Source organism: Citrobacter werkmanii, assembly GCF_008693645.1.
Lineage (GTDB): Bacteria > Pseudomonadota > Gammaproteobacteria > Enterobacterales > Enterobacteriaceae > Citrobacter > Citrobacter werkmanii.
This window is the reverse complement of the sequence record NZ_CP044101.1, coordinates 4,451,118-4,475,326: the sequence shown is the minus strand read 5'-3', so window position 1 is coordinate 4,475,326 and position 24,209 is coordinate 4,451,118. Positions and strand designations below refer to the sequence as shown.

Annotated in this window: 23 protein-coding genes; 8 read left to right on the top strand and 15 right to left on the bottom strand. The window is 45.7% G+C overall.

Annotated elements, in window-relative coordinates:
• The 15 genes from FOB24_RS21985 to FOB24_RS21915 all read right to left on the bottom strand — a co-directional run bounded on the left by FOB24_RS21985 (position 1) and on the right by FOB24_RS21915 (position 12,157).
• Positions 1-447 (bottom strand): arsenate reductase/protein-tyrosine-phosphatase family protein, encoded by a 447-nt coding sequence (locus FOB24_RS21985; protein WP_150345464.1) that lies wholly within the window; start codon positions 445-447, stop codon positions 1-3.
• Complete coding sequence (locus FOB24_RS21980) at positions 435-1,574, bottom strand: polysaccharide export protein (protein WP_150345463.1); 1,140 nt, start codon at positions 1,572-1,574, stop codon at positions 435-437. Before FOB24_RS21980 ends, FOB24_RS21985 begins: the two co-directional genes overlap by 13 nt.
• A 64-nt stretch (positions 1,575-1,638) precedes the next feature.
• Complete coding sequence (locus FOB24_RS21975; protein WP_223851249.1) at positions 1,639-1,908, bottom strand: hypothetical protein; 270 nt, start codon at positions 1,906-1,908, stop codon at positions 1,639-1,641.
• Positions 1,909-1,986: 78 nt separating this feature from the next.
• The gene (locus FOB24_RS21970) at positions 1,987-2,541 is read right to left on the bottom strand and encodes a type 1 fimbrial protein (RefSeq protein WP_223851223.1); all 555 of its coding nucleotides are present in this window, start codon (positions 2,539-2,541) and stop codon (positions 1,987-1,989) included.
• A complete protein-coding gene (locus tag FOB24_RS21965) occupies positions 2,534-3,022 on the bottom strand; it encodes a fimbrial protein (protein WP_150345462.1) in 489 nt (162 codons plus the stop codon). The genes FOB24_RS21970 and FOB24_RS21965 overlap by 8 nt, the downstream gene beginning before the upstream one ends.
• Before the next feature lie 27 nt (positions 3,023-3,049).
• A complete protein-coding gene (locus tag FOB24_RS21960) occupies positions 3,050-3,544 on the bottom strand; it encodes a fimbrial protein (protein ID WP_150345461.1) in 495 nt (164 codons plus the stop codon).
• Positions 3,545-3,552: 8 nt separating this feature from the next.
• A complete protein-coding gene (locus FOB24_RS21955) occupies positions 3,553-4,074 on the bottom strand; it encodes a fimbrial protein (protein ID WP_121529579.1) in 522 nt (173 codons plus the stop codon).
• A gap of 14 nt (positions 4,075-4,088) precedes the next feature.
• Positions 4,089-4,568, bottom strand: coding sequence for a fimbrial protein (locus FOB24_RS21950; RefSeq protein ID WP_150345460.1), 480 nt, complete (start codon positions 4,566-4,568; stop codon positions 4,089-4,091).
• Positions 4,569-4,577: 9 nt separating this feature from the next.
• Entirely contained in the window at positions 4,578-5,090 is a 513-nt protein-coding gene (locus FOB24_RS21945; protein ID WP_223851222.1) for a fimbrial protein, read from the bottom strand.
• A gap of 35 nt (positions 5,091-5,125) precedes the next feature.
• Complete coding sequence (locus tag FOB24_RS21940; protein ID WP_150345458.1) at positions 5,126-6,190, bottom strand: hypothetical protein; 1,065 nt, start codon at positions 6,188-6,190, stop codon at positions 5,126-5,128.
• Positions 6,191-6,883, bottom strand: coding sequence for a fimbrial chaperone (locus tag FOB24_RS21935; protein ID WP_150345457.1), 693 nt, complete (start codon positions 6,881-6,883; stop codon positions 6,191-6,193). It abuts the gene before it with no gap.
• Complete coding sequence (gene pefC, locus FOB24_RS21930; protein WP_150345456.1) at positions 6,867-9,230, bottom strand: PefC/AfrB family outer membrane usher protein; 2,364 nt, start codon at positions 9,228-9,230, stop codon at positions 6,867-6,869. Before pefC ends, FOB24_RS21935 begins: the two co-directional genes overlap by 17 nt.
• 76 nt (positions 9,231-9,306) lie before the next feature.
• Positions 9,307-9,849, bottom strand: coding sequence for a fimbrial protein (locus FOB24_RS21925; RefSeq protein ID WP_150345455.1), 543 nt, complete (start codon positions 9,847-9,849; stop codon positions 9,307-9,309).
• Between the two features lie 492 nt (positions 9,850-10,341).
• On the bottom strand, positions 10,342-11,253 hold the full coding sequence (locus FOB24_RS21920) for a helix-turn-helix domain-containing protein (protein WP_150345454.1): 912 nt from the start codon (positions 11,251-11,253) through the stop codon (positions 10,342-10,344).
• Positions 11,254-11,647: 394 nt separating this feature from the next.
• Positions 11,648-12,157, bottom strand: coding sequence for a redoxin family protein (locus FOB24_RS21915; protein ID WP_150345453.1), 510 nt, complete (start codon positions 12,155-12,157; stop codon positions 11,648-11,650).
• A 1,148-nt stretch (positions 12,158-13,305) separates the two neighbouring features.
• Between FOB24_RS21915 and tdcA the strand changes: the two genes are divergently transcribed.
• From tdcA to FOB24_RS21870, 8 genes are all read left to right on the top strand, one after another.
• Positions 13,306-14,244: a transcriptional regulator TdcA gene (gene tdcA / locus FOB24_RS21910; RefSeq protein WP_042311194.1), complete on the top strand. Its 939-nt coding sequence runs from the start codon at positions 13,306-13,308 to the stop codon at positions 14,242-14,244.
• Positions 14,245-14,342: 98 nt separating this feature from the next.
• On the top strand, positions 14,343-15,332 hold the full coding sequence (gene tdcB / locus FOB24_RS21905; protein ID WP_150345452.1) for a bifunctional threonine ammonia-lyase/L-serine ammonia-lyase TdcB: 990 nt from the start codon (positions 14,343-14,345) through the stop codon (positions 15,330-15,332).
• Between the two features lie 22 nt (positions 15,333-15,354).
• Positions 15,355-16,686 (top strand): threonine/serine transporter TdcC, encoded by a 1,332-nt coding sequence (gene tdcC / locus FOB24_RS21900; protein ID WP_006687934.1) that lies wholly within the window; start codon positions 15,355-15,357, stop codon positions 16,684-16,686.
• A gap of 31 nt (positions 16,687-16,717) precedes the next feature.
• Positions 16,718-17,926: a propionate kinase gene (gene tdcD, locus FOB24_RS21895; protein ID WP_079225955.1), complete on the top strand. Its 1,209-nt coding sequence runs from the start codon at positions 16,718-16,720 to the stop codon at positions 17,924-17,926.
• A gap of 28 nt (positions 17,927-17,954) precedes the next feature.
• Complete coding sequence (gene tdcE, locus FOB24_RS21890) at positions 17,955-20,249, top strand: 2-ketobutyrate formate-lyase/pyruvate formate-lyase (RefSeq protein WP_085048674.1); 2,295 nt, start codon at positions 17,955-17,957, stop codon at positions 20,247-20,249.
• Between the two features lie 13 nt (positions 20,250-20,262).
• On the top strand, positions 20,263-20,658 hold the full coding sequence (locus tag FOB24_RS21885) for an enamine/imine deaminase (RefSeq protein WP_110496762.1): 396 nt from the start codon (positions 20,263-20,265) through the stop codon (positions 20,656-20,658).
• A gap of 87 nt (positions 20,659-20,745) precedes the next feature.
• Complete coding sequence (gene tdcG / locus FOB24_RS21880; protein WP_038634099.1) at positions 20,746-22,110, top strand: L-serine ammonia-lyase; 1,365 nt, start codon at positions 20,746-20,748, stop codon at positions 22,108-22,110.
• Between the two features lie 744 nt (positions 22,111-22,854).
• Positions 22,855-24,186, top strand: coding sequence for an SLC5/6 family protein (locus FOB24_RS21870; RefSeq protein WP_038634097.1), 1,332 nt, complete (start codon positions 22,855-22,857; stop codon positions 24,184-24,186).
• The last annotated feature ends 23 nt before the right edge of the window (positions 24,187-24,209 follow it).

Here is a 24,209-nt window from a genome sequence, read left to right as displayed (position 1 = left end):
TTACACCAGATGCTGGGCCCATCTTTGTGCATCCAGTTCCAGTTGGTGAAACACATAATCATAAACATCACGACTTTTGCGATAAGGGTCGGGGATTGCTTGTTTACTGGACCAATAGCTGAATAATAATGTTTTGCCTCTGGCTTCAGGCGCCATTGATGTAACAAACGCAATATGTTTTGGTTCCATCGCCAGGATAAGTCCGGAGTCACGTAGCATTTCCAGGGTGACATTTCGCGCGATGTGTCCGCTCAGTGACACACCATGCTCGAACGCCACTGCCGCGCTCATGTTTTCCGCCGGATGCCCATAATGGGCATTGATCCCGGCAGAGGTGACAGAAATAGTTGGTGGCAAAAATTGACATAATAAACGTTCTGCAATGACCGAACGGCAAATGTTCCCAGTACACAGCACCAATATCGAGGTGAAATTTATCGGGCCCATGTTCTGATATACCGCGTGGTTTCAGTCAAATCGCGCACACCAACAATGGTGGGTAGTAGCTGTGATATAACCCGATTCCAGCGTGCCAGAGGCGCTGTCGTTACGTAGACGATATCGTATGGTTCCAACTGGAATTCGGTACTGAGTACCATTGCGGAAGCATCCTGAGCATCCAGTTGATAAATGTTGGCAATTTTGCCATCGGGCTTACCTTTCAGCGCCCGAATCACGAAAATACCGGTTGCATCTGAACTCTCTTGCTTCATGCCTTCGGCATTTCCCAGCGCTTCTGCCAGCGTCATTCCACTTCTGTCCATTTTGAGGGTGGCTTGTCTGCCGACCTCACCCATGACAAAAACTTTCAAATCATCATTACGGGGTATAAATAAAATGTCACCAGGATGAAGCAGACGGTTTTGCGTCAGATCACCGCGCTGTAATAGTGCATATAAAGAGAGGTGAGATTTCTGTCCATTATGGGTGAGAGTGACATTGCGCCAGTCGGCGTCCGCAGTCAGACCACCTGCAGCGTTGACTGCATCCATTACCGTAAGTGGAATATTGGTAACAGGTAGTACACCTGAACGCATCACTTCGCCTGTAACGTATATTTTCTGTGAGCGGAAGGCGGCAATACTGACATCTACCTGTGGATTTTCTATAAATGCATTCAGGCGGGTAGATATAGCGTCGCGAACTTCATTTAAGGTTTTACCTGCCACATGCAGGCGCCCGACGTAAGGATAAAAAATAGTGCCGTCAGCACTGACCCAGTTGCCAGTATCACTGGCACTGCGATATTGGCCCGCTGGCGTAGTCAGCTCCGGATGATCCCAGACGGTAACCATTAAGACATCACCCACACCAATACGATAGTTATAAGAAAGCAACTGTTTTTCTAATTGAGGGTTTGGACGAGAAACGATATTAGCCGGACGCAGTGCGTCGACAAGTCCGGGAGTCAGCATAATAATATTGAGCCTGTCATTCAGTGCATCACGATTGTGTGGCAAACCAGTGCTCTTTTTCCCCTGAACAGGGAGCCCTTGTCCTGGCAATACCGTACATCCGGAAAGCAGTATCATTGTGCCAAACAGAATAGGGCACATAAAACGTGGTCTGTTCATATTATCTCAAGTCGAACGGTTTTAAGATTGCGTTAAAATTCATAGCCTAAGAATATATAATTGGTCATCGCTTTAATGTGCACCATTCATTATAATTTAACTCTATTGCGCTAATAAATCTGAGCATCTGCTTGCTAATGTTGTTAATAGTATATAGCTTCCTCGATGTTGGCGATAAAATATCCATGGGATTAGGTGCGTGAGTTGATAATACCCGTGCCATGATCTTTTGCATGTTACTTTCAAGGATAAGAAGATACTCTCCCTCATCAACACACACTGATTCAATGACTCGCCATTCCTTCTTGATTTCTCTATTTAATAGTTTGTCCATTTTATGGATATAACTGTCAATCGAATCATTGCTATGAAATGACATTTGAATTTAGTTCCCCATAAACAGAACAAACTATTAGTAATAGGTGATGTTAATTGTTAAATCAGCCTGGTAGCGGCCCGGGATTAATGATGCAGAAGCAGTATTGATAATGGTTGGATATACTTTAAACGAGCTATCATATATGCTTGGCTGAATCTCAGCATCTTTAACAGACAATATATCTGTAGCAGTGGACAAATCAATCACGCTTGCGCCATTACGTTTCCAACGGGTAAGGAGAGCAATGTTTGCCATTGTGGTATTCACCAAACCATTCGCTGCATTCTGAAAACCAGGGGTCGCGGCAGTAAAAGAAATCGTGAGTGCGCTTGGCTTAACGCCTTTGCTGCAGTCGATAATGAGCGGTACATCAGTAGCGCTAACGCGATCAATGACGTTACCGCTTTCGTTCATTAGCGGCAGGTTATATGCTCCAGAAATACCTTTTCCGCCATTAACAGTACAATTAGCATGGGTGATCTTCATTTTTACCCCGATACTGGATGTGCTGTTACCAGCGATCGCAGTTGATGAGCATAGTGATGACAATACAATTATCGAGCATGGTAGCAGCAGCTGTTTAATCATAACTTAGCCTTAAAATAACAGATGTATCAATATTTCCAGCTGCCATCTGTTCAGCCGTTATCGGTAATAACTTGAATTTAAGGTCAATAGTTTTTTCATGATAAGGATAATCCTCATTAAAATTCAGGGCACCATACAACCCCATTTTCATTACACCAATACCAATACCATTCAGTCCTGATTTCATTATTGATTTCCCAAAGTTTGTTTGACCTGATACGATCCCTTGTGCGGGAACAAACCTCATCTTAGTATTTGCCTCGGCCAAATTACAGTTACGTGTGAAGTTAATTGACTTTTCTACCTTTCCAGCAATTAGGTCATGTGCGGAAACAGAACCAAAGTTAACCTCTGAAGAGATACTAATGGAACAGGTAGCTTCGGTAATTGCGCCATTTATATTAACAACTGTATCCGTTTGCTGTGCGTTAGCGAGACAAGCAAAAAAAAACGCAACAAAGAAATATACTCTGAATGGCATTGCTTAAATTCCTTGCCAGGGTTATCACTAATCGTAAGACAGGCGTATGGTCAGCGTCGTATCAATATTACCAGCAGCAATATCCTCTGAAGGTATTTTTACCGGCTTAATTTTGACCGGCATCGTGCGTGAACCGCCGTTTGGGATCCCCACGGAAGACCAGATATGTTCAGTATTAAATGATAAATTGCTAATGCTACCCATTGTAGGCAATTTAAAACCAACACCCGCTAGTCCTGATTGCATTATTTTCGGATCACCCGTCACGATTGCACCTGGAATAAAAGTAAGTTTAATATTCGTTGCGGTCCAGTCACAGTTCACCGTCATGTTAATATCTTTTTCCGGAACGGTATTGTTATTAATATTTAATGCGGTAATAGATCCAAAATTAACCTCTGAGTCTGCAGTGAAGGTACAGGTGGCAGACGTTATGGTACCTTTCACTGGGACATTTACTGTTGCCGTAGATGCAAATACAGAGGATGAAAAAAGGGAAATTAGCATTGCTATTTTTTTCATATTTTTCCTTAATCATACTGAACACTAATGGCCAGGCTGGTATCAACATTACCGGCTGCGATATCCTCGCCGCTGATATAGAATGGTTTAAGCGCAATTTTACCACCTAAATTGTAAGGTGATGCTGTAGTCGTCGTACTTGCCCAGGTTTGCTCTACGCCAAAGGGGGTATCAGTTAATGTACCTCCCGCAGTGTTAGCAAATTGGAGCTTGAATCCTAAACCCGTTTTACCCGAGCGCATTACGCTGGTGTTGCCAGTAACGGTACCTTCCGTAGGGGTAAATGTCACTTTTACATTTTTAGCAATCCAGTCACAGTTCAGGGCAAGACTTACCTCTTTGGCGGCGATTCTGTTATTGCCGATATCTCCTGCGGTCAGAGTATTAAAGTTAATTTCAGTCGGCGTTGGTACAATATTACAGGTAGCGCCTGTTACGCTGGCTTTAATTGCGACAGTCGTATCCGCCGTTTTGGCATAAGAATGAGGAGCTATACCCAGCAGAAAAACGACCGGAATTACTTTTTTCATATTTTATCCTTATATCAAATATAAGTTAACTGAATTGTCATTGAGGTATTAAAAACCCCTTTGGTTATCGCACCATTTGCACCCAGGAGCATCCTGACAGATGTCGTCCCTGGTGACGGCCAAACTATATTACTGTTAAAATTAACATTGTTAACCCCCAGACCTGTCAATGAAACTGTATACATTACACTAGTGTTACTGGTTAATGCCGCATCATTTCTACCGCTTACTATGCCATTGCGTGGAATAAACATTAACTCGACCCGTGAAGCATTGTGGCAAGATGCGGTAATATCAAAATCCCTGATTCGTAAATCTGGGTTACCGTTTAAAAAATCATTTCTGTTAATATCCCCAAAATTAATCACCGCAGGGGCAGCTAATGTACAGGTCGGAATGATTAGGTTTGCCCCTACGGTTATGCTTAATGTGCTGGTCTTGGCCGAGGCGCTATGACTGCATAGCAGCAGTGTAAACAGGAATACTCTTGTCATCTTTGCACTCTACGTATAAGTCAGCTCAGCGTTAAGTACGACGGATACCGAACCTGAGGATATCGTTCCGCTGCTACTTTTTTTAACAAGTTTAAATTTTAATTTGTATCCCGAACCACTCAATGTTTTTAAATTATAATCGGAGTTAAACTGCATCCGGGCATTATTGAAAAAGGGAAGGATCGCAACATTATGCCCGGCATCTAAAAAAGCGCCTCCTGTCCCCCCGGTACTTACGGGGGAGGTGAAACGCAAATTCGCCGATTGCAAAGCTGTGATTGCGTTATTCCCGGTTAACTCTGGCGTAGCACTATCAAGACGACACGTTAATATCAAATCGGCTTCGATTTCCGGTCCTTCAGTAAGTGTTAAGGTCGTGATATTAACATCACCAAAGCTTAAATTATTCCCTCTGCTGGAGGCGATATTGCATGTAAATTCTCGGAATTTAACCGATAAATTTACCGTGGCGGTTGTACTTTTAGACAGTACATCTACGGGTATAAATAATAGTAAGGCCATGAAGGTATATGTTATCCGCATTATATCTCGCCCAACTAGTTATAGTTAATAATGAAATTTACAGCCCCCTTCCAGTCAGCGCTACGTCCTGGATCGGCCCAATACTTGTAGGGATAAACAGGTATAGTGATATTATTGAGCTTATTGATGTTTAAGACCTGGCTTTGATTTGTATCAAACCTCACCCCCCATCCATTTCCAACATGAAGCTTAAAATCACCATTATAAAGGTTTTGTGCATCCGGTGAATTAATAGTGATATATGTAGAGCTGGGTATTATAAATGATGGATAGTTTGATGTCATATTCCCACCACTAAGTCCCAAACCGCATCTCATAGTCAGAACTATAGTCGCCAGTGGTTTGGTCATATCTCCATTTATGTTTACAACACCAAGGTCAATATTATTTGCATTACTTGTTACAGAGCATGTTACTGTATTTGTATAATTCAGGGTAACACTATTATTTGTTACGGTAGGCGTTACGGATTTATTCCCTGGAATAAGTCCGCCTGATCTGTAGGTTATTTGGTTTCCAGTAGCTGAAGTCATCATTGAGATAACTTTACTATTGGACGCAACATTACCGCCAATATTTCTGTTGGTATATATGCCATAAGTAAATGTCGGGCCGGTATTGTTTCTTGGGTTTCTACCCAGAGCATCTGAAAACCCCAGAAAAATATTTGGGAAATTCCAAGAATTACCATTTCTATCTTGAAATTTAGCCTGAGAAGACGCTATTCCTTCTGGCGCTAAGTAAATCCACCCACTGTTATGTTCCAATCTATTGCTATTGATAAAGTTAAATTCCGGAAGTGGTACATATATATATCCTGCGGAACCTCCTAAGTAATTATCAGTTTGCCAGGAATTTGGTCCGACATAATATGGGCAGCTAAAGGTTACCTTCATTGTTCCTATCCTTGTACCAGCAGCAGTCTCTGTTGTGAGTGTGCTTTGCGAATAAGATACCTCTATTTTGCTGGAAGGCGATCCCCAATAGTAAGCTGCATTGCCCGCCGCAAAACATCCTGCATATGCTGAGGGCACTGCTAGTATTGATAGCAAGAAAATCCAAGAATATATTTTTCTCATTTACTTAACCTGGTATTGATTATTTGCGCCATAATCATCAATCGCGTTCACCGATACATTCCCTGTTAAAGAGTTGCTGATCTGTACTTTGCTAAACGGCGCAAATTTGGCTAGCTGTGCCCCTTCATTTGTAGTGAGCTTTACCTCATGACCATTCACTTTTATCCCGGTAATAGCAAAATAGTAGGGAGTGGGGTTTTCAAGAAAATATTTCCCATCAGTCCTTAACAGCCTGATCTGCTTTTCTGCTTCTTTTCGCCCATCGACCAGCGTTTGTGGGCGATAAATCAACTTAACGCGAGTGTTCAACGCAATAGCCAGAACATTTCCACCTGATTTAGGGGCCGGTGGGATCTCTTGTACATTAAGCCAGGTTAACGTCTCACGATCTTGCGGCAGATTAGGGTTGATATCCAGAATCCTGATCGTCTGTCTGCTTTTCGGGTCTACTTTAAAAAATGTTGGACTGGTTGTGAAGTAAACGTCTTTATCTTTTTCATTGTCATTATCAATCCATACCTGCCCGGCATATTTTTGCTCGCTTTCATTAGAGACCATTACGGACAGGCTTTTTTTCCCACCTTCATAAACATAGCGAGTACCATTAAGGCTAAACGCGGCATTACTGCTTAGGCTTACAGATAGCATGGCAACAGCAATAAAAGCTTTGATTTTGTTATTTACAGTAAACATCTTGAATTGTTCTCTTGGTTGGACTTAATTTTTCTAAATTAATGACACACTGATCAAGTGTGATATTTTTTACGTTACTATCAACGTTAAGCAACAATACGCCACCATTACTGACAAAACCCACTTCCTTGCCTGCATCATCCTTTGCAATAGTTCCCATAGGAATGACGTACTTATTTTTACTAAAAACGCGTAAAATATAGTGATGAACACGACGATACTTTATCTTCCTGTAGATAATAGCCTTCTCGGTTGGTACAACATTAATCACATTGCCCTGTATTTCAATATCTGTTGGTAACTTATCGACATCGATATTAATAGAGTTCGGTGAATAACTCGCCAGAGAGATCACCGCTCTCCCGTTGCTGTCTGTCGGAAGGCCGCCATTAATTACCGCACCGCTAATTCCATCCATATCGATCACTGCCAGCGTACCATTACTATTCTGTGACAACATCAGCCCACCACCATAAACCCCCAGCACTGATCCGCTCATCTGCAAACTCAGGTTTTGGCTGGTAGAACCTTTCGAATACATACTGTTTAATTGGGCATAATCCGAAGCATAGCCAGTGGATAACGAAATATTATTCCCGCTATTATCTCGATTCATACTAACGTTGTAACTCAGTCGATCGTTAAGATTTGCAGAGCTACCCGCCATATAACTCATTCCGCCTTCACGAGTATAGGTCATCGAGGTATTACTATAATGCATCACATCGAATGCACTGAACGGGATGTTAAAGGAGAGGCTGGTCATATATTCTCCGCCATTCTCCCCCTTCTTACTGTAACTTCCACTCAGCGAGGCCGAAAAGCGGCTAAATGATTTGCTGAGCATAAAATTCACTCCACTCTCCTGTGGCTTATCCCAATATTGCTGCATCCATCCGCTCATACTGAGATAAATATTTTGTTCCGGTATACGGTGGGCCAGGATCGCCTCATAGCGATTTTTCGACTTAAACTCATCCGTGCTGTAGCTCAGGTAATCATAATTGGCATACTCGACATATCCGCGGTCCGTAAACCGGTAGCCGATTAACTGTAAATCCGTCGTATCGGTTAGTGAGCGAGCATACTTAACGGAAGCACTATACCCTTTCTGCTCATCTTTCTGTTTAAACCGGGCTTTTGACAGGTTCAAACTGGTCGATAATGCGCCAAACCATCCGAGCGAATGGGTACTACCAATACCCATGTTTTGATAGTTCTGACTCAATAACAATGCTGAGTTAAACGTTGCATAGTTAAAACCGTAATCCAGGCTGCCCAGTCCGAAGGTACCGTCGGCAGAACTTTTATTATTGCCCGCCATTTTTTTACCCACGGCCAAACCATAGTCCATGGCACCGGGGCGCAGGAGGTTACCCATTATGGTTACAGGAAAATGTTCTGTTCTTTTACTGCCATTTTCCTCCGTAATGGTCATAATCAGATCCCCGCTACTGATTGCGCCCAGATTGTTAATTTCAAACGGTCCCGGGGGGACAACAATAGATTCTAATACGCGCCCATTCTGCTCTACGGTCACCCTGGCATTACTGGTTGCAATTCCCTGCAATTTAGGTGCATAGGTTCTGCTTAACCATGACGACATGTTCGCATTCGAGGTCAACTGAATCCCGCGAAAACCAAACCCATTCATTAACGGGCTATAGGTACTCTGCGCCTGCCCAATGCTTAGATCGGCCTTAATGGATTCCAGCGCACGGGTTAAACGTAGATCGCTGGTGTTAAAACCACTTTCATCGGTGGCATTTGTGGTAAATGAAAGCACCCATTTGCCAATGTTCGCATTACCATTCACACCCAGATAGTTAGTACGCTGTTGCCCTGAGCTTTTACTGGTGTTCGCGTTATATGCTAATTGAAATCCGGGAACGCCATAATCCCAGGGGCGTTGGCTGCGTTCCCCAGACAATAAGGCTGCCTGAGGAATACGTAATTTCAGCGTTTGTGTACCATTATCCAGCTCAACTTTTGTTGTTTTATTATTGCTTAATACATAACACTTTCGGGTTGCGTCGAATTCCTGTGCATAAAAGTCCTCCTTGATAAAAACGCCTTGTTCGCTTAACCATTTGTTTGCCAGGCAAAGAGCTTGCTTTTCGCTGTCGGTAACGGTAATAAAACCGCTACCGACCTTTTCGCCATTAACCTCAACATCAACCAGATATTCACCAGGAACAAAGTTAACGTTTTTATCAAAGACTTCTGGTAATTTATCCTGTGCACCACCACGAATAAAACTCATGTTAAATTCGTCATCTGCCATTACTGTAAATACAGGCTGTAATGCAGAGCAAATCAGTAGCAATAATATTTTATTTTTAAGCATGTTATATATTATTTCAACTGTAAAATAAACGGGCTGCATATTTTATGCAGCCCAAAGGCGCATGAGGGTAATACGATTATTTATAGGCTACGGTATAGGATGCTGAAGTGGCAAAACTACCGGCGCTGACCGTACCGCTTTTAACCGTTTTAACCAGCTGAGCTTCGTAATCAAACGTTGTCAAAGGTGTGGCTGGGGTGCCAGTACCTGCATATGCAATAGTACGGTTGGTGTCGGTCACCAGTTCGTCAGCTTTCGTGGCATTCTTGGCTTTTAGCTGCAGGGATACGCCGGTTGCCGAACCGCCGCTGTTACCCAGTCCTGCTGCATCCATGTTTGGTGCGCTCCAGCTCACGTCAGCAGCGGTTTTAGCCAGACAGTCGGCGGCAGAAGGGCCAGCTGGCGTCAGTGAAAATTGGACGGTTTTGGCTGTGGTTAAATCCGTGCCCGGCGTACCCAAATCGATTGAGCTTGCTACACCACCTCCCACAACCGGACTTACTGTACAGGTTGCAGAAGTAATCGTACCGGTAAAATTAATGGTACCGCTGTTTGCTGATGCGACAGAAGAGAATGCTACCGCCGAAGCCAGTGCTCCAAGAATAAATAGTTTTTTCATTTTAACTCCAGGGATTAACTTTTTGTGATTACCTGTAAGTGCTAATCAGCGCACTTAAGGGATGTGGTCATGTTATCTTTTGAACGGTGAAAGACAATGGCTCAATAGAGGGTTGAGCTAAATGTGTAATATTTTGCGTTTCATTCTGGTATGTTTTATTTTTAATAGCATGAGCGCTGAAGATACTAACCTCCTTAGCTTATAAAGCTTACCAGATTAACCAATAGAAAATGGGGGGATCCGTAGTTGATAGATTAATGAGCATCGATACGAAAATGTGTCGATTAATCTGTTGCCTGTTTAGTTGGGCCGGAGTCAATAATGAAGGAGACGGTGGCGAATGCCCTCGTCCCGCTAAAGTATAATTATTAATGCGGTTTTAGCTATGATGAGGGCGCTTAGTTACTGTAAGAATGGAAAGGTCAAGGGGGCTTGATGAAGACAATTCAACCAGATTAACGTTTGCCATTGTATTGATAGTAAAGCGTACTTTCAGTGGTTTACCAGACTCATAAAAGTATAAGGGGTTATCTGGAAGTATTTCTTGAATGTGGTGATAAAATAAGACGTATGGTTGTACCCACACATCACTGAAACCTGAGTAATATTATAATCGCCTGTACGTAGTAGCCTTGCCGCCATACACATCCTGGCATCGAGATAGATCTCGCTGAAGGATGTTTGTTCTATCGCAAGTTTACGTTTTAGGGTGGAGCGGCTCATATACAACCTGGCTGCAACATCGTCCAGGCTCCATACTTTGGATGGATCATTTTTCACCATATTATATACTTTTTCTCTTAGGCTTGATTTAACCGTACGAGTTAGTATGCCAATACCATCCTCGTGAGCGGTAAAGGCCGAAAGCAGAAACATTAACGTAAAATCCAGCGGTGAACCTTCAGTTCCGGTTTCACAGCGTGTGCAATCCCCACACTCACTGCGCTCTGATTTTTGCAGGCAGCCAAAAACATTGTCAAAGGCTTCATTCATCCCTGGACGCAACGGTGAACAAAGCATGCGCGAGCTTATGCTTTTGTGCGCGCCTGACATATATTCCAGTTTGTTCCCAGTGATCAGCAATGAGTACATTTTACTCATTAACTCATATGAAATATCGATTAGTTTGAATTCTAAATGATTATCGATATCACTGCATTTTATGTTAAGTGTTTGGTTTTTCTCGATAAGAATAAGGCTTTCTCCAGTGCATTTCAGCATATCATTATTGCTGGAGTTAATGATGAGTTCTCCCTTGCTTAATTTGATGAGTGTTGTATTGGCAACGTAGATATGATTTAAAACTACGCCTTCGGTTGATTGATAATAGTTACTATTACTCACACTTTGTTGTTTACAATTTACCATGTCTGAACATTTTCTTTGGTTCATCGAATTTTGCATTGCAGCACCTTTGTTTTTATGTGGTTAATATACATATTATCAAGTAATGATTTTTTCTATGCTTATTTGAGAGGGTTGGTCTGATAGTGAAAAAATTACAGCTAATATTTATATGCAGAGTTGGTGCTGTAGTATTGCATCAACTAAAACCTCAATATTTGAGTTATGGCCATCTCAGGTGTCATAAAAGCACGATCAACGAAAGATATCTTCTGAATGGTGTGAGGGGATTTTATGAGTGATGGAAACTATACATACAGAGTAAAAAAGATACATGCGATTAAAAAAACACCCGATCAGGCCCGGTAATATTGTTGAACCTGAAATTCAAAATGAATTCAACCGTCTTATGATGCGTCGTCGGGCGTTGTACAACCAGGAGTACGCAAATAACTTAAGGAATTTGGGTGATGTCGACAGGGATTGTGACGTTCAGAACTGTATCAGTTTCATCACACTCAATCACTGAGCGGGCGAAAAGATTTAATTCAATAATCCGCAATCCTGTTTCAATCATAAAGCGATGGTTTGCATAATCCGAGACAAATTGGATTTTCGGACTGATATTGTTCTCTTTGATAAATCGACTTTGAGCAAATGGTGTATCGATGCTAATGACATAATATTTTGTAGTACTAACATCCTCATGAGTTAGCGACTCACTGAGCTGTTTTATTTGGGATTCACAAACTGGTGTATCCAGTGATGGTACGGTGTAAATAATCTTCCTGACACCTTTCGGTAATTTAAAAACATCCAGTTCTGGAGTCACCAGATCGTGTGCTGCTGGCAGTTTACCGCCTACGGACATGAAACCTTGATCCAGCGTCAGATCGTTCTCACCGAACTTTAATTTGAAATCCTTTCCTAAGCGAATATTATTAATTGATTTGACAAGTTTCATTAATCTTTATCCTTATATAATATAAATGCGGATAACCGCTAAAATCGGCATAGCAACTGATAGGGAAGAATCATTTTCTGAATAAATCAAATCGTATTCAATTTTTTATTATTCAGTTGTCTCCCTAAATAAATAATAGCAGATGCGAATTTCAAAAACTTAGCTAAAAAGGAAATGTATGAAATAAATTTTTAGAATGCTTAATGATTAGAATGTATATCCCCCTATAGGGGTATTTTATCTATGTAAAGAAAATGACTTTAAAAAGCATTGGCTTGAGCAAAGTTTGTCTTCTTGCGAGTATCAACAAAGGGGGAGCTAACGATTGTCCGATGGGGAGAACCCTCTATTGCCCGTAAAGAAACACTCGCCAATTAGCCATACCCCTCCATCACCGTTAGTGTGGTCAGGTGCGCATGTTAACTGATATGGAAATTTTCTCGGGACTCTATTCCGCACTCTTTTCGTGGTAGCGTTCTTTTATGCGGTAACTACTGCCGGAAGATGATAATCGAGACGATTTGGATACAAATGGTATATAGGCCTCTAAAAGAGATTTCTGATTTTGTGACTTACAACACAAAACGCTACGCGATACGTTTTTACCGAGAATAATCACGCGCAATCGATCGCCATCACAAAATTAGTTGCTGACAAAATGCGCAAAATCAGTGTTAATGTAATGTTGCTAATGGTGATCATTTGTTTTAATTGGTTTAAATATTGATAAATGCAATGTTTCTTTACAAACAAACAAGGCAAAAAAATGTGATGCATGGCGTTATTTAAACACCATAAACGATAAAATATAATTATATTTGATAAATTACTTATTAAATTTAAGCGCCATTTTTACCGATAATTACTCTGTAATTGATTGAAATATAGCCTTTCGTGGTTCGAAGAAATAACAACAAAAATGATGTCGTTATAGCCATAAAAAATCGTTATCCCCCCATCTTTTTTTGATTAAAGTCAGGGTTAAGTGAGATCGATATTTTCTATCTATATGATTAATAAGTAATTATCAATTTAATAATAATCTTACAAAATGTAAGGGAAGGGGATTTGTGAGTGGTCGCACATATCCTCGTTTGCTTAATTTGGTAAACTTCCTGCCGTCAACAAAGTTATTAGAGCAGGACGATATGAATACTATTTCTCTCCCTAAAACACAGCACTTAGTGGTCTTTCAGGAAGTCATTAGAAGTGGTTCTATCGGTTCTGCTGCAAAAGAATTAGGTTTAACTCAACCGGCGGTCAGCAAAATCATTAATGATGTTGAGGCTTATTTTGGTATTGAGTTAGTGGTGCGTAAAAATACCGGCGTTACCTTGACTCAGGCAGGTCAGGTGATGCTCTCATGGTCTGAATCCATTACTCGTGAAATGAAAAACATGGTTGATGAGATGAACAGCATGACGAGTAACGCAGTGGTTGATGTGTCGTTTGGCTTTCCTTCACTGATCGCCTTCACCATCATGTCCGGCATGATTAAAAAATTTAAAGAGGTGTTTCCGAAGGCGCAGGTTTCCATGTACGAAGCGCAGCTCTCCTCGTTCTTACCCGCGCTTCGTGACGGGCGCCTCGACTTCGCTATCGGTACGCTGAGTGATGAGATGAAACTACAGGATCTCCATGTTGAGCCGCTCTTTGAGTCAGACTTTATACTGGTCGCCAGCAAGTCCCGAACATGCACCGGCATCACCTCGCTGAGCGCGTTGAAAAACGAACAGTGGGTGTTGCCACAAACGAATATGGGATACTACCGCGAACTTCTAACTACGTTACAAAATAATGGCATCAGCAGTGAAAACATCGTTAATACTGACTCCGTCGTCACCATTTATAATCTTGTTCTCAATGCTGATTTCTTAACTGTAATTCCCTGTGACATGACCACACCGTTTGGCTCAAACCAGTTTATTACTATCCCGGTACAAGAGACGTTACCCGTCGCGCGTTATGCCGCCGTGTGGTCGAAAAATTATCGAATTAAAAAAGCAGCATCTATTTTGGTGGAATTAGCCAAGGAATATTCATCATATAATTGTCGAAGACGAAGGCAATTAATTGAAGTTGATTAAAGATTGAATTTGTTTTAACACGGACTCAACGCCATCTGTCTATATCTGACAATGGTTACGGCTATCTATTTACTTTAATACCCAGGTAAGAGGTTCTAATGCACATTACATACGATCTCCCAGTTGCAATTGAAGATATCCTCGAAGCGAAAAAAAGACTGGCGGGGAAAATATATAAAACGGGAATGCCTCGCTCTAACTATTTTAGTGAACGTTGCAAAGGGGAAATTTTCCTCAAGTTTGAAAACATGCAGCGTACCGGTTCATTTAAAATCCGTGGCGCTTTTAACAAGCTCAGTTCATTAACCGAAGCTGAAAGATGTAAAGGCGTGGTGGCTTGCTCTGCAGGGAACCATGCGCAAGGGGTTTCTCTCTCCTGCGCCATGCTCGGAATTGACGGCAAAGTGGTGATGCCGAAAGGCGCGCCGAAGTCTAAAGTGGCGGCAACCTGCGATTATTCCGCAGAAGTTGTGCTGCACGGCGACAACTTCAACGACACCATCGCGAAGGTTAGCGAGATTGTGGAAACGGAAGGCCGTATCTTTATTCCGCCATATGATGACCCGAAAGTCATTGCCGGTCAGGGCACTATTGGTCTGGAAATTCTCGAAGATCTGTACGATGTCGATAACGTGATTGTGCCAATTGGCGGCGGCGGACTGATTGCAGGTATTGCAGTGGCAATTAAATCTATTAACCCGACCATTAAAATTATTGGCGTACAGTCTGAAAACGTTCACGGCATGGCGGCTTCTTTCCGCGCTGGAGAAATAACCACGCACCGAACGACCGGCACCCTGGCGGATGGTTGTGACGTCTCCCGCCCGGGTACTTTAACGTTTGAAATCGTTCGTGAGTTGGTAGATGACATTGTCCTGGTCAGCGAAGATGAAATTCGCAACAGCATGGTGGCATTAATTCAGCGAAATAAAGTTGTGACTGAAGGTGCCGGTGCGCTGGCATGCGCAGCATTATTAAGCGGGAAATTAGATAGCTATATCCAGAACAGAAAAACAGTCAGCATTATTTCTGGCGGTAATATCGATCTTTCTCGTGTATCTCAAATTACTGGTTTAGTTGACGCTTAATATACTTCGTTGAGGATAGGATATGAGTACTACTGATAGCATTGTATCCAGCCAGACAAAGCAGTCGTCCTGGCGCAAATCGGACACCACCTGGACACTGGGTTTATTTGGTACAGCCATCGGCGCAGGGGTGCTGTTCTTCCCTATCCGCGCAGGTTTTGGCGGACTGATCCCCATTCTGATCATGCTGGTGTTAGCATACCCCATCGCTTTCTATTGCCACCGTGCGCTGGCGCGCCTGTGTCTTTCCGGTTCTAACCCTTCCGGTAACATCACAGAAACGGTTGAAGAGCACTTTGGTAAAACGGGCGGCGTGGTAATCACGTTCCTCTACTTCTTTGCGATTTGTCCGCTGCTGTGGATTTATGGCGTCACCATTACCAACACCTTTATGACCTTCTGGGAAAACCAGCTGCAAATGCCCGCGCTGAACCGTGGCTTCGTGGCGCTGTTCCTGTTGCTGCTGATGGCATTCGTCATCTGGTTTGGTAAAGATCTGATGGTTAAAGTGATGAGCTACCTGGTATGGCCGTTCATTGCCAGCCTGGTGCTTATCTCTCTGTCACTGATTCCTTACTGGAACTCTGCGGTTATCGATCAGGTTGATATCAGCAATATCGCCCTGACTGGCCATGACGGCATCCTGGTTACCGTATGGCTGGGTATTTCCATCATGGTGTTCTCTTTCAACTTCTCGCCAATCGTTTCTTCCTTCGTCGTCTCTAAACGCGAAGAGTATGAGAAAGATTACGGTCGCGAATTCACCGAGCAGAAATGTTCTAAAATCATCTCCCGCGCCAGTATGCTGATGGTTGCGGTGGTAATGTTCTTCGCCTTTAGCTGCCTGTTCACGCTCTCTCCGGCAAACATGGCGGATGCAAAAGCGCAAAACATTCCAGTGCTGTCTTACCTGGCGAACCACTTCGCTTCACTGTCCGGTACGAAGTCTACCTTCGCCACCATTCTGGAATACGGTGCTTCAATCATCGCCCTGGTTGCTATCTTCAAATCTTTCTTCGGCCACTATCTGGGGACGCTGGAAGGTCTGAACGGTCTGGTGCTGAAGTTTGGTTACAAAGGCGATAAAACCAAAGTTTCCATGGGCAAGCTCAACACCATCAGCATGATCTTCATCATGGGTTCCACCTGGGTTGTGGCATACGCCAACCCGAACATCCTGGACCTGATTGAAGCAATGGGCGCGCCGATTATTGCCTCTCTGCTCTGCCTGCTGCCGATGTATGCCATCCGTAAAGCGCCATCGCTGGCGAAATACCGTGGCCGTCTGGATAACGTGTTTGTTACCGTGATTGGTCTGCTGACCATCCTGAACATTGTCTACAAACTGTTTTAATCCTTAAGCTCAGGATGAGCGGAGTAGTGAAATGAATGAGTTTCCGGTAGTACTGGTTATTAACTGTGGTTCATCTTCCATTAAATTCTCAGTGCTCGATGCAGCAAACTGTGAAGTTTTAATGGCGGGAATTGCAGACGGTATTAACTCTGAAAATGCGTTCATAGCAATTAATGGAGGAGAGCCAGCTAAGCTGGCTCACCACAGCTACGAAGACGCATTAAAAGCGATTGCCGTTGAACTGGAAAAACGTAATTTAATGGACAGCGTGGCCTTAATTGGCCACCGCATTGCCCACGGCGGAAATATCTTTACCGAATCAGCAATTATTACTGAGGAAGTTATCGACAATATTCGCCGGGTATCGCCATTAGCACCGCTACATAATTATGCGAACCTAAGCGGGATTGAATCTGCTCAGCACCTTTTCCCAGGCGTGCAGCAGGTCGCGGTATTTGATACCAGCTTCCACCAGACGATGGCCCCAGAAGCCTATCTGTACGGTTTACCGTGGAAATATTTTGAGGAGTTAGGCGTTCGTCGTTACGGTTTCCACGGCACGTCGCATCGCTATGTTTCGCAACGGGCGCATGAACTTCTGGATCTGCAGAATGATGATTCTGGTCTGGTTGTGGCGCATCTGGGCAACGGCGCCTCTATCTGTGCGGTACGTAACGGGCAGAGCGTTGATACCTCGATGGGCATGACGCCGCTGGAAGGGCTGATGATGGGCACACGCAGCGGCGACGTAGATTTCGGCGCGATGGCGTGGATTGCCGCTGAAACCAACCAGACGCTGAGCGACCTTGAGCGCGTAGTGAATAAAGAGTCCGGGTTGCTGGGTATTTCCGGTCTGTCCTCTGACTTACGTACGTTAGAAAAAGCCTGGCACGAAGGGCATGAGCGCGCGCAGCTGGCGATTAAAACGTTTGTGCATCGTATTGCGCGTCATATCGCCGGACATGCCGCATCGCTGCATCGTCTTGATGGCATTATTTTCACCGGTGGAATCGGTGAGAACTCAGTATTAATTCGCCGTTTGGTTATCGAGCATCTGGCCGTTTTAGGTGTAAATATCGATAGCGAGATGAATAGTCTGCCAAATTCCCATGGCGAAAGAATTATCTCTAATAAGGATGCTCGTGTTATTTGTGCGGTTATTCCGACAAATGAAGAGAAAATGATTGCTCGTGATGCCATTGCGTTAGGCAAAATTAATATCCCAGTAGCATTTGCATAATTAATTTTCAGCAGAGAGATTATTTTTCATGAAGGTAAATATCGATACCAGCGATATGCTGTATGCCGAAGCCTGGAAAGGCTTTAAAGGTACGGACTGGAAAGAAGAAATTAATGTCCGTGATTTTATTCAGCACAACTACACGCCTTATGAAGGGGATGAATCTTTCCTCGCCGAAGCAACGCCAGCAACCACGGCGTTGTGGGAAAAAGTTATGGCGGGCATCCGTATTGAAAACTCGACCCATGCGCCGGTTGATTTCGATACCAATATTGCCACTACGATAACCGCGCATGACGCCGGTTATATTGAACAAGAACTGGAAAAAATCGTCGGTCTGCAAACAGATGCGCCGCTCAAGCGTGCCCTGCATCCGTTCGGCGGCATCAACATGATAAAAAGCTCTTTTGATGCTTATGGTCGTGAGATGGACGCTAATTTTGAATACCTGTTTACTGACCTGCGTAAGACCCACAACCAGGGGGTATTCGATGCTTATTCCCCGGATATGCTGCGTTGCCGTAAATCCGGCGTACTGACCGGTCTGCCGGACGGCTATGGTCGTGGCCGTATCATCGGTGATTACCGTCGCGTCGCGCTGTACGGTATCCGCTATCTGGTGCGTGAGCGTGAACTGCAGTTTGCCGATCTTCAGTCGAATCTGGAGTGGGGGCAGAATCTTGAAGCCACGATTCGTCTGCGTGAAGAGCTGTCTGAACACCGTCGCGCTCTGCTGCAAATGCAGGAAATGGCGGCGAAGTATGGCTGCGATATCTCCCGTCCGGCGCGAAATGCGCAGGAAGCGGTACAGTGGGTGTACTTTGCTTACCTGGCTGCGGTGAAATCGCAGAACGGCGGCGCCATGTCGCTGGGCCGTACCGCTTCGTTCCTCGACATCTACATTGAGCGCGACTTCAAAGCGGGAATTTTAAACGAGCAGCAGGCGCAGGAGCTGATCGATCACTTCATTATGAAGATCCGTATGGTGCGCTTCCTGCGTACGCCGGAATTCGACACCCTGTTCTCAGGCGACCCTATCTGGGCAACCGAAGTTATCGGCGGTATGGGGCTGGATGGCCGTACGCTGGTGACCAAAAACTCGTTCCGCTACCTGCATACGCTGCACACCATGGGGCCGGCGCCTGAGCCGAACCTGACGGTACTGTGGTCCGAGCAGCTACCGATTGCCTTCAAAAAATATGCCGCTCAGGTGTCCATCATCACCTCGTCTTTACAGTACGAAAACGATGATCTGATGCGTACTGACTTTAACAGCGATGACTATGCCATTGCCTGCTGTGTCAGCCCGATGGTTATCGGCAAGCAAATGCAGTTCTTTGGCGCGCGCGCCAACCTCGCCAAAACGTTGCTGTACGCAATCAACGGCGGTGTGGATGAGAAGCTGAAAATTCAGGTCGGGCCGAAAACGGCGCCGCTAATGGATGAAGTGCTGGATTACGACACGGTGATGGAGAGCCTGGACCACTTTATGGACTGGCTGGCCGTGCAGTACATCAGCGCGCTGAACATCATCCACTACATGCACGACAAGTACAGCTACGAAGCTTCGCTGATGGCGCTGCACGATCGTGATGTTTATCGCACGATGGCCTGTGGTATGGCGGGGCTGTCCGTAGCGGCGGATTCACTGTCGGCTATTAAATACGCCCGCGTGAAACCGATTCGTGATGAAAACGGTCTGGCGGTTGATTTTGAAATCGAAGGCGACTATCCGCAATACGGCAACAACGACGAGCGCGTAGACAGTATTGCCTGCGACCTGGTCGAACGCTTTATGAAGAAAATTAAGGTGTTGCCGACCTACCGTAATGCGGTGCCGACGCAGTCCATTCTGACCATCACCTCCAACGTGGTGTACGGCCAGAAAACCGGTAACACGCCGGATGGACGTCGCGCAGGCACGCCGTTTGCGCCAGGGGCGAACCCGATGCACGGCCGCGATCGCAAAGGTGCGGTGGCGTCGTTAACCTCGGTCGCCAAACTGCCGTTTACCTATGCCAAAGACGGTATTTCGTACACCTTCTCCATTGTGCCGGCTGCGCTTGGCAAAGAGGATAGCGTGCGTAAAACCAACCTGGTCGGGCTGCTGGATGGTTACTTCCACCATGAAGCGCATGTGGAAGGTGGGCAGCATCTGAACGTTAACGTTATGAACCGTGAAATGTTGATGGATGCCATTGAGCATCCGGAAAACTATCCGAACCTGACGATCCGCGTGTCTGGTTATGCGGTGCGCTTCAATGCGTTGACCCGCGAACAGCAGCAGGACGTTATTTCACGTACTTTCACCCAGGCGCTCTGACGCCGGAGGGGATATGAGAAAAGTTATTGCAACCGAATGTGCGCCAGGGGCGATTGGACCTTACGTACAGGGTGTGGATCTGGGCAGTATGGTGTTGACCTCAGGCCAGATTCCGGTGTGTCCACAGACCGGTGAAGTGGCAGAACACGTGGCCGATCAGGCACGTCAAAGCCTGGAAAACGTGAAAGCGATCGTCGAGTCCGCCGGTTTGAAGGTGAGCGATATCGTCAAAACCACCGTTTTCGTTTCCGATCTGAGCGACTTCGCCACCATTAACCAGGTGTACCAGCAGTTTTTTGATGAGCACAAGGCAATCTACCCTACGCGCAGCTGCGTACAGGTCGCCCGCTTACCAAAGGATGTGAAGCTGGAGATTGAAGCCATCGCCGTGCGTGGCGATACGCTGTAATCCCTTGCGGGGCGATCGCAGGATCGCCCCGATCCTTAATGAGTGTGAAACCTGGTCTTCACTGAACGGCAATCCGAGGGTGTGGATATGATTAGCGCATTCGATATTTTCAAGATTGGCATTGGACCTTCCAGCTCCCATACCGTGGGGCCAATGAACGCAGGTAAAAGCTTTATCGATCTGTTGGTCAGTAGCGGGGAACTCTTCAGGACCACGCATATCGTGGTTGATCTTTATGGATCGCTCTCTCTGACCGGCAAAGGTCATGCGACAGACGTCGCCATCATGATGGGACTGGCCGGTAACAGTCCGCAAAACGTTAATATAGATTCAATCGCTGGTTTTACTCAGGAAGTGGCCCGTACCGGACGTTTGCCGGTTGCTGAGGGCACGCATATTGTCGATTTCTCGCCAGACGAAAATATTCTCTTTCATAGCGAAACGCTGCCGCGCCATGAAAATGGTATGCGTATTACCGCATGGCACGGCAACGAGACACTGCTAAGTAAAACCTATTACTCCATCGGCGGTGGTTTTATCGTTGAAGAGGAGCAATTTGGTCAGGCGCATGACATTGAAACACCCGTGCCCTACAACTTTCATTCCGCCAGCGAACTGCTGAAGCTGTGCGAGCGCAACGGGTTGTCTGTTTCTGGCCTGATGATGCAAAACGAACTGGCGATGCGCAGCAAAGAGGAAATCGATGCTGGTTTTGCCGCCATCTGGGACGTCATGCACGCCGGGATTGAGCGCGGCATGAACACCGAAGGCGTCCTGCCGGGCCCGCTTAACGTCCCGCGTCGCGCCGTGGCGCTGCGGCGACTGCTGGTTTCCAGCGACAACCTGTCCAGCGACCCGATGAACGTTATCGACTGGATCAACATGTTCGCGCTGGCCGTGAGCGAAGAAAATGCCGCCGGGTGTCGGGTTGTTACCGCGCCAACCAACGGCGCTTGCGGAATTATTCCCGCTGTATTGGCCTATTACGATAAATTCCGCCGCCCGGTGAATGCGAACTCGATTGCCCGATATTTGCTGGCGGCTGGGGCGATAGGCGCGCTGTATAAGATGAATGCCTCTATTTCTGGTGCCGAAGTGGGCTGTCAGGGAGAGATTGGCGTAGCCTGTTCCATGGCGGCAGCCGGGCTGACAGAGTTGCTTGGCGGTAGCCCTGCGCAGGTATGCATTGCGGCGGAAATCGCCATGGAGCATAACCTGGGGCTGACCTGCGACCCGGTTGCCGGACAGGTGCAAATACCGTGCATCGAACGCAACGCGATCAACGCGGTAAAAGCCGTTAACGCCGCGCGTATGGCGTTACGTCGGACGTCTGAGCCACGCGTTTCGCTCGATAAGGTGATCGAGACCATGTACGAAACGGGCAAAGATATGAATGACAAGTACCGTGAAACTTCGCGCGGTGGCCTGGCGATTAAAGTGGTTTGTACCTGAGATGAAAGGGTGTGTTGGTAGGCCGGATAAGGCGTAAGCGCCGCCATCCGGCAATGAATCCATCAATTTGGCATGATAGAAAAGGTGCACTTTAGTGTAATTTCGCTCAGTTAAGCATGTATGGAGAACATGTGATTCTTACTCAGGGTTCCGTTCACCTCAGCGCTGTCATTTTTCTGAAACGCAGTTACCCGTGAACGTGCAAGGGAGGCTCACCGCCGCCTCCCTTGCATCCCAGGCTCCCGGCGGGAAAATCGTCGCTGCGCGAGCTATTCGTCTTATTCCGTCTGCCTGTCGGGTCGGGGCCGAGCCTGCATCCCTGCAGGCCGTCCCCTCTGCCCGCATCCCTGCGGGCAGTCCCGGTCAGCCGTCAACGCCTCATCGATTTTCAGCCGGACCGGGGTCATCGCTTCAACGCTCTGACTTCCAGTTAAATCTGTTTTGCTGTTTTAACAAAAAACGCAGAAGGTGAGGTGTTAACTGATCAGCATTAGCACTTTAGCGCGCATTTTTTGTTGTGATCTGCTTCAAAAACAGAAATTTAATACATTTAATGGTATTAAAAGAGAAATTATTTCTTAACTTTTAGAAATTACAGGGGTTTGTTTGTGAAGTTTTTCTCTGATCCCGCGCGTATCATTTATTCATTACTCCAATAGCTCACCTGCACCTTATGTACTGCGTATCGCATTAAGCAGTACGAAAAAAATAAAAAACCTCTACCTACACATTGAGCGGGAAATTATGGAAACGGCAACGAATAGCAGCGTAATACTCGACGCATCTGCTCCGGCGCGTCGGGCGGGAATGACCGAAAGCGAATGGCGCGAAGCCATTAAATTCGACAGCACGGACACCGGCTGGGTCATTATGAGTATCGGTATGGCAATCGGCGCGGGAATTGTTTTTCTTCCCGTCCAGGTAGGGCTGATGGGGCTGTGGGTATTCTTACTCTCCTCCATTATTGGCTACCCTGCCATGTATCTGTTCCAGCGTCTGTTTATCAATACACTGGCTGAATCTCCGGAATGTAAAGACTACCCGAGCGTGATCAGCGGCTACCTGGGTAAAAACTGGGGCATCCTGTTGGGGGCATTGTATTTTGTGATGCTGGTCATCTGGATGTTCGTCTATTCCACCGCCATCACTAACGACAGCGCCTCCTATTTGCACACGTTTGGCGTGACTGAAGGCTTACTGTCCGACAGCCCGTTCTATGGCCTGGTGCTGATTTGTATCCTGGTGGCCATCTCGTCACGCGGGGAAAAACTGCTGTTTAAAATCTCTACCGGTATGGTACTGACCAAGCTGCTGGTGGTAGCGGCGCTTGGCGTGTCGATGGTAGGGATGTGGCATTTATATAACGTAGGTTCGCTGCCGCCGATGGCGCTGCTGATCAAAAACGCGATTATCACGCTGCCGTTTACGCTGACCTCGATTCTGTTTATTCAGACTCTGAGCCCAATGGTTATCTCATATCGTTCTCGCGAAAAATCCATTGAGGTGGCGCGTCATAAAGCGCTGCGCGCTATGAACATCGCGTTTGGTATTCTGTTCGTTACGGTCTTTTTCTACGCCGTTTCCTTCACGCTGGCGATGGGTCATGACGAAGCGGTTAAAGCCTATGAGCAGAACATTTCCGCTCTGGCGATTGCCGCGCAGTTTATCAGCGGCGATGGCGCTGGCTGGGTGAAAATCGTCAGCGTTATCCTGAACATCTTTGCCGTAATGACCGCCTTCTTCGGCGTCTATTTAGGCTTCCGTGAAGCCACTCAGGGGATCGTGATGAACGTGCTGCGCCGTAAAATGCCAGCCGAGAAAATCAATGAAACCCTGGTGCAGCGCGGCATTATGGTTTTCGCCATCTTACTGGCCTGGAGCGCAATTGTGCTCAATGCGCCGGTACTGAGCTTCACCTCTATTTGTAGCCCAATCTTCGGCATGGTGGGTTGTCTGATCCCGGCGTGGCTGGTCTACAAAGTTCCAGCACTGCACAAATACAAAGGCGCCTCTCTGTATCTGATTATTATCACGGGCCTGCTGCTGTGCGTTTCTCCGTTCCTGGCATTTTCCTGAGTTATCTGAGCAAAGGTTGTTGT

Coding starts and splice junctions, on each gene's coding strand:
- FOB24_RS21985 (WP_150345464.1), bottom strand. CDS start 447: ATGGGCCCGATAAATTTCACCTCGATATTGGTGCTGTGTACTGGGAAC.
- FOB24_RS21980 (WP_150345463.1), bottom strand. CDS start 1,574: ATGAACAGACCACGTTTTATGTGCCCTATTCTGTTTGGCACAATGATA.
- FOB24_RS21975 (WP_223851249.1), bottom strand. CDS start 1,908: ATGGACAAACTATTAAATAGAGAAATCAAGAAGGAATGGCGAGTCATT.
- FOB24_RS21970 (WP_223851223.1), bottom strand. CDS start 2,541: ATGATTAAACAGCTGCTGCTACCATGCTCGATAATTGTATTGTCATCA.
- FOB24_RS21965 (WP_150345462.1), bottom strand. CDS start 3,022: ATGCCATTCAGAGTATATTTCTTTGTTGCGTTTTTTTTTGCTTGTCTC.
- FOB24_RS21960 (WP_150345461.1), bottom strand. CDS start 3,544: ATGAAAAAAATAGCAATGCTAATTTCCCTTTTTTCATCCTCTGTATTT.
- FOB24_RS21955 (WP_121529579.1), bottom strand. CDS start 4,074: ATGAAAAAAGTAATTCCGGTCGTTTTTCTGCTGGGTATAGCTCCTCAT.
- FOB24_RS21950 (WP_150345460.1), bottom strand. CDS start 4,568: ATGACAAGAGTATTCCTGTTTACACTGCTGCTATGCAGTCATAGCGCC.
- FOB24_RS21945 (WP_223851222.1), bottom strand. CDS start 5,090: ATGGCCTTACTATTATTTATACCCGTAGATGTACTGTCTAAAAGTACA.
- FOB24_RS21940 (WP_150345458.1), bottom strand. CDS start 6,190: ATGAGAAAAATATATTCTTGGATTTTCTTGCTATCAATACTAGCAGTG.
- FOB24_RS21935 (WP_150345457.1), bottom strand. CDS start 6,883: ATGTTTACTGTAAATAACAAAATCAAAGCTTTTATTGCTGTTGCCATG.
- pefC (WP_150345456.1), bottom strand. CDS start 9,230: ATGCTTAAAAATAAAATATTATTGCTACTGATTTGCTCTGCATTACAG.
- FOB24_RS21925 (WP_150345455.1), bottom strand. CDS start 9,849: ATGAAAAAACTATTTATTCTTGGAGCACTGGCTTCGGCGGTAGCATTC.
- FOB24_RS21920 (WP_150345454.1), bottom strand. CDS start 11,253: ATGCAAAATTCGATGAACCAAAGAAAATGTTCAGACATGGTAAATTGT.
- FOB24_RS21915 (WP_150345453.1), bottom strand. CDS start 12,157: ATGAAACTTGTCAAATCAATTAATAATATTCGCTTAGGAAAGGATTTC.
- tdcA (WP_042311194.1), top strand. CDS start 13,306: ATGAATACTATTTCTCTCCCTAAAACACAGCACTTAGTGGTCTTTCAG.
- tdcB (WP_150345452.1), top strand. CDS start 14,343: ATGCACATTACATACGATCTCCCAGTTGCAATTGAAGATATCCTCGAA.
- tdcC (WP_006687934.1), top strand. CDS start 15,355: ATGAGTACTACTGATAGCATTGTATCCAGCCAGACAAAGCAGTCGTCC.
- tdcD (WP_079225955.1), top strand. CDS start 16,718: ATGAATGAGTTTCCGGTAGTACTGGTTATTAACTGTGGTTCATCTTCC.
- tdcE (WP_085048674.1), top strand. CDS start 17,955: ATGAAGGTAAATATCGATACCAGCGATATGCTGTATGCCGAAGCCTGG.
- FOB24_RS21885 (WP_110496762.1), top strand. CDS start 20,263: ATGAGAAAAGTTATTGCAACCGAATGTGCGCCAGGGGCGATTGGACCT.
- tdcG (WP_038634099.1), top strand. CDS start 20,746: ATGATTAGCGCATTCGATATTTTCAAGATTGGCATTGGACCTTCCAGC.
- FOB24_RS21870 (WP_038634097.1), top strand. CDS start 22,855: ATGGAAACGGCAACGAATAGCAGCGTAATACTCGACGCATCTGCTCCG.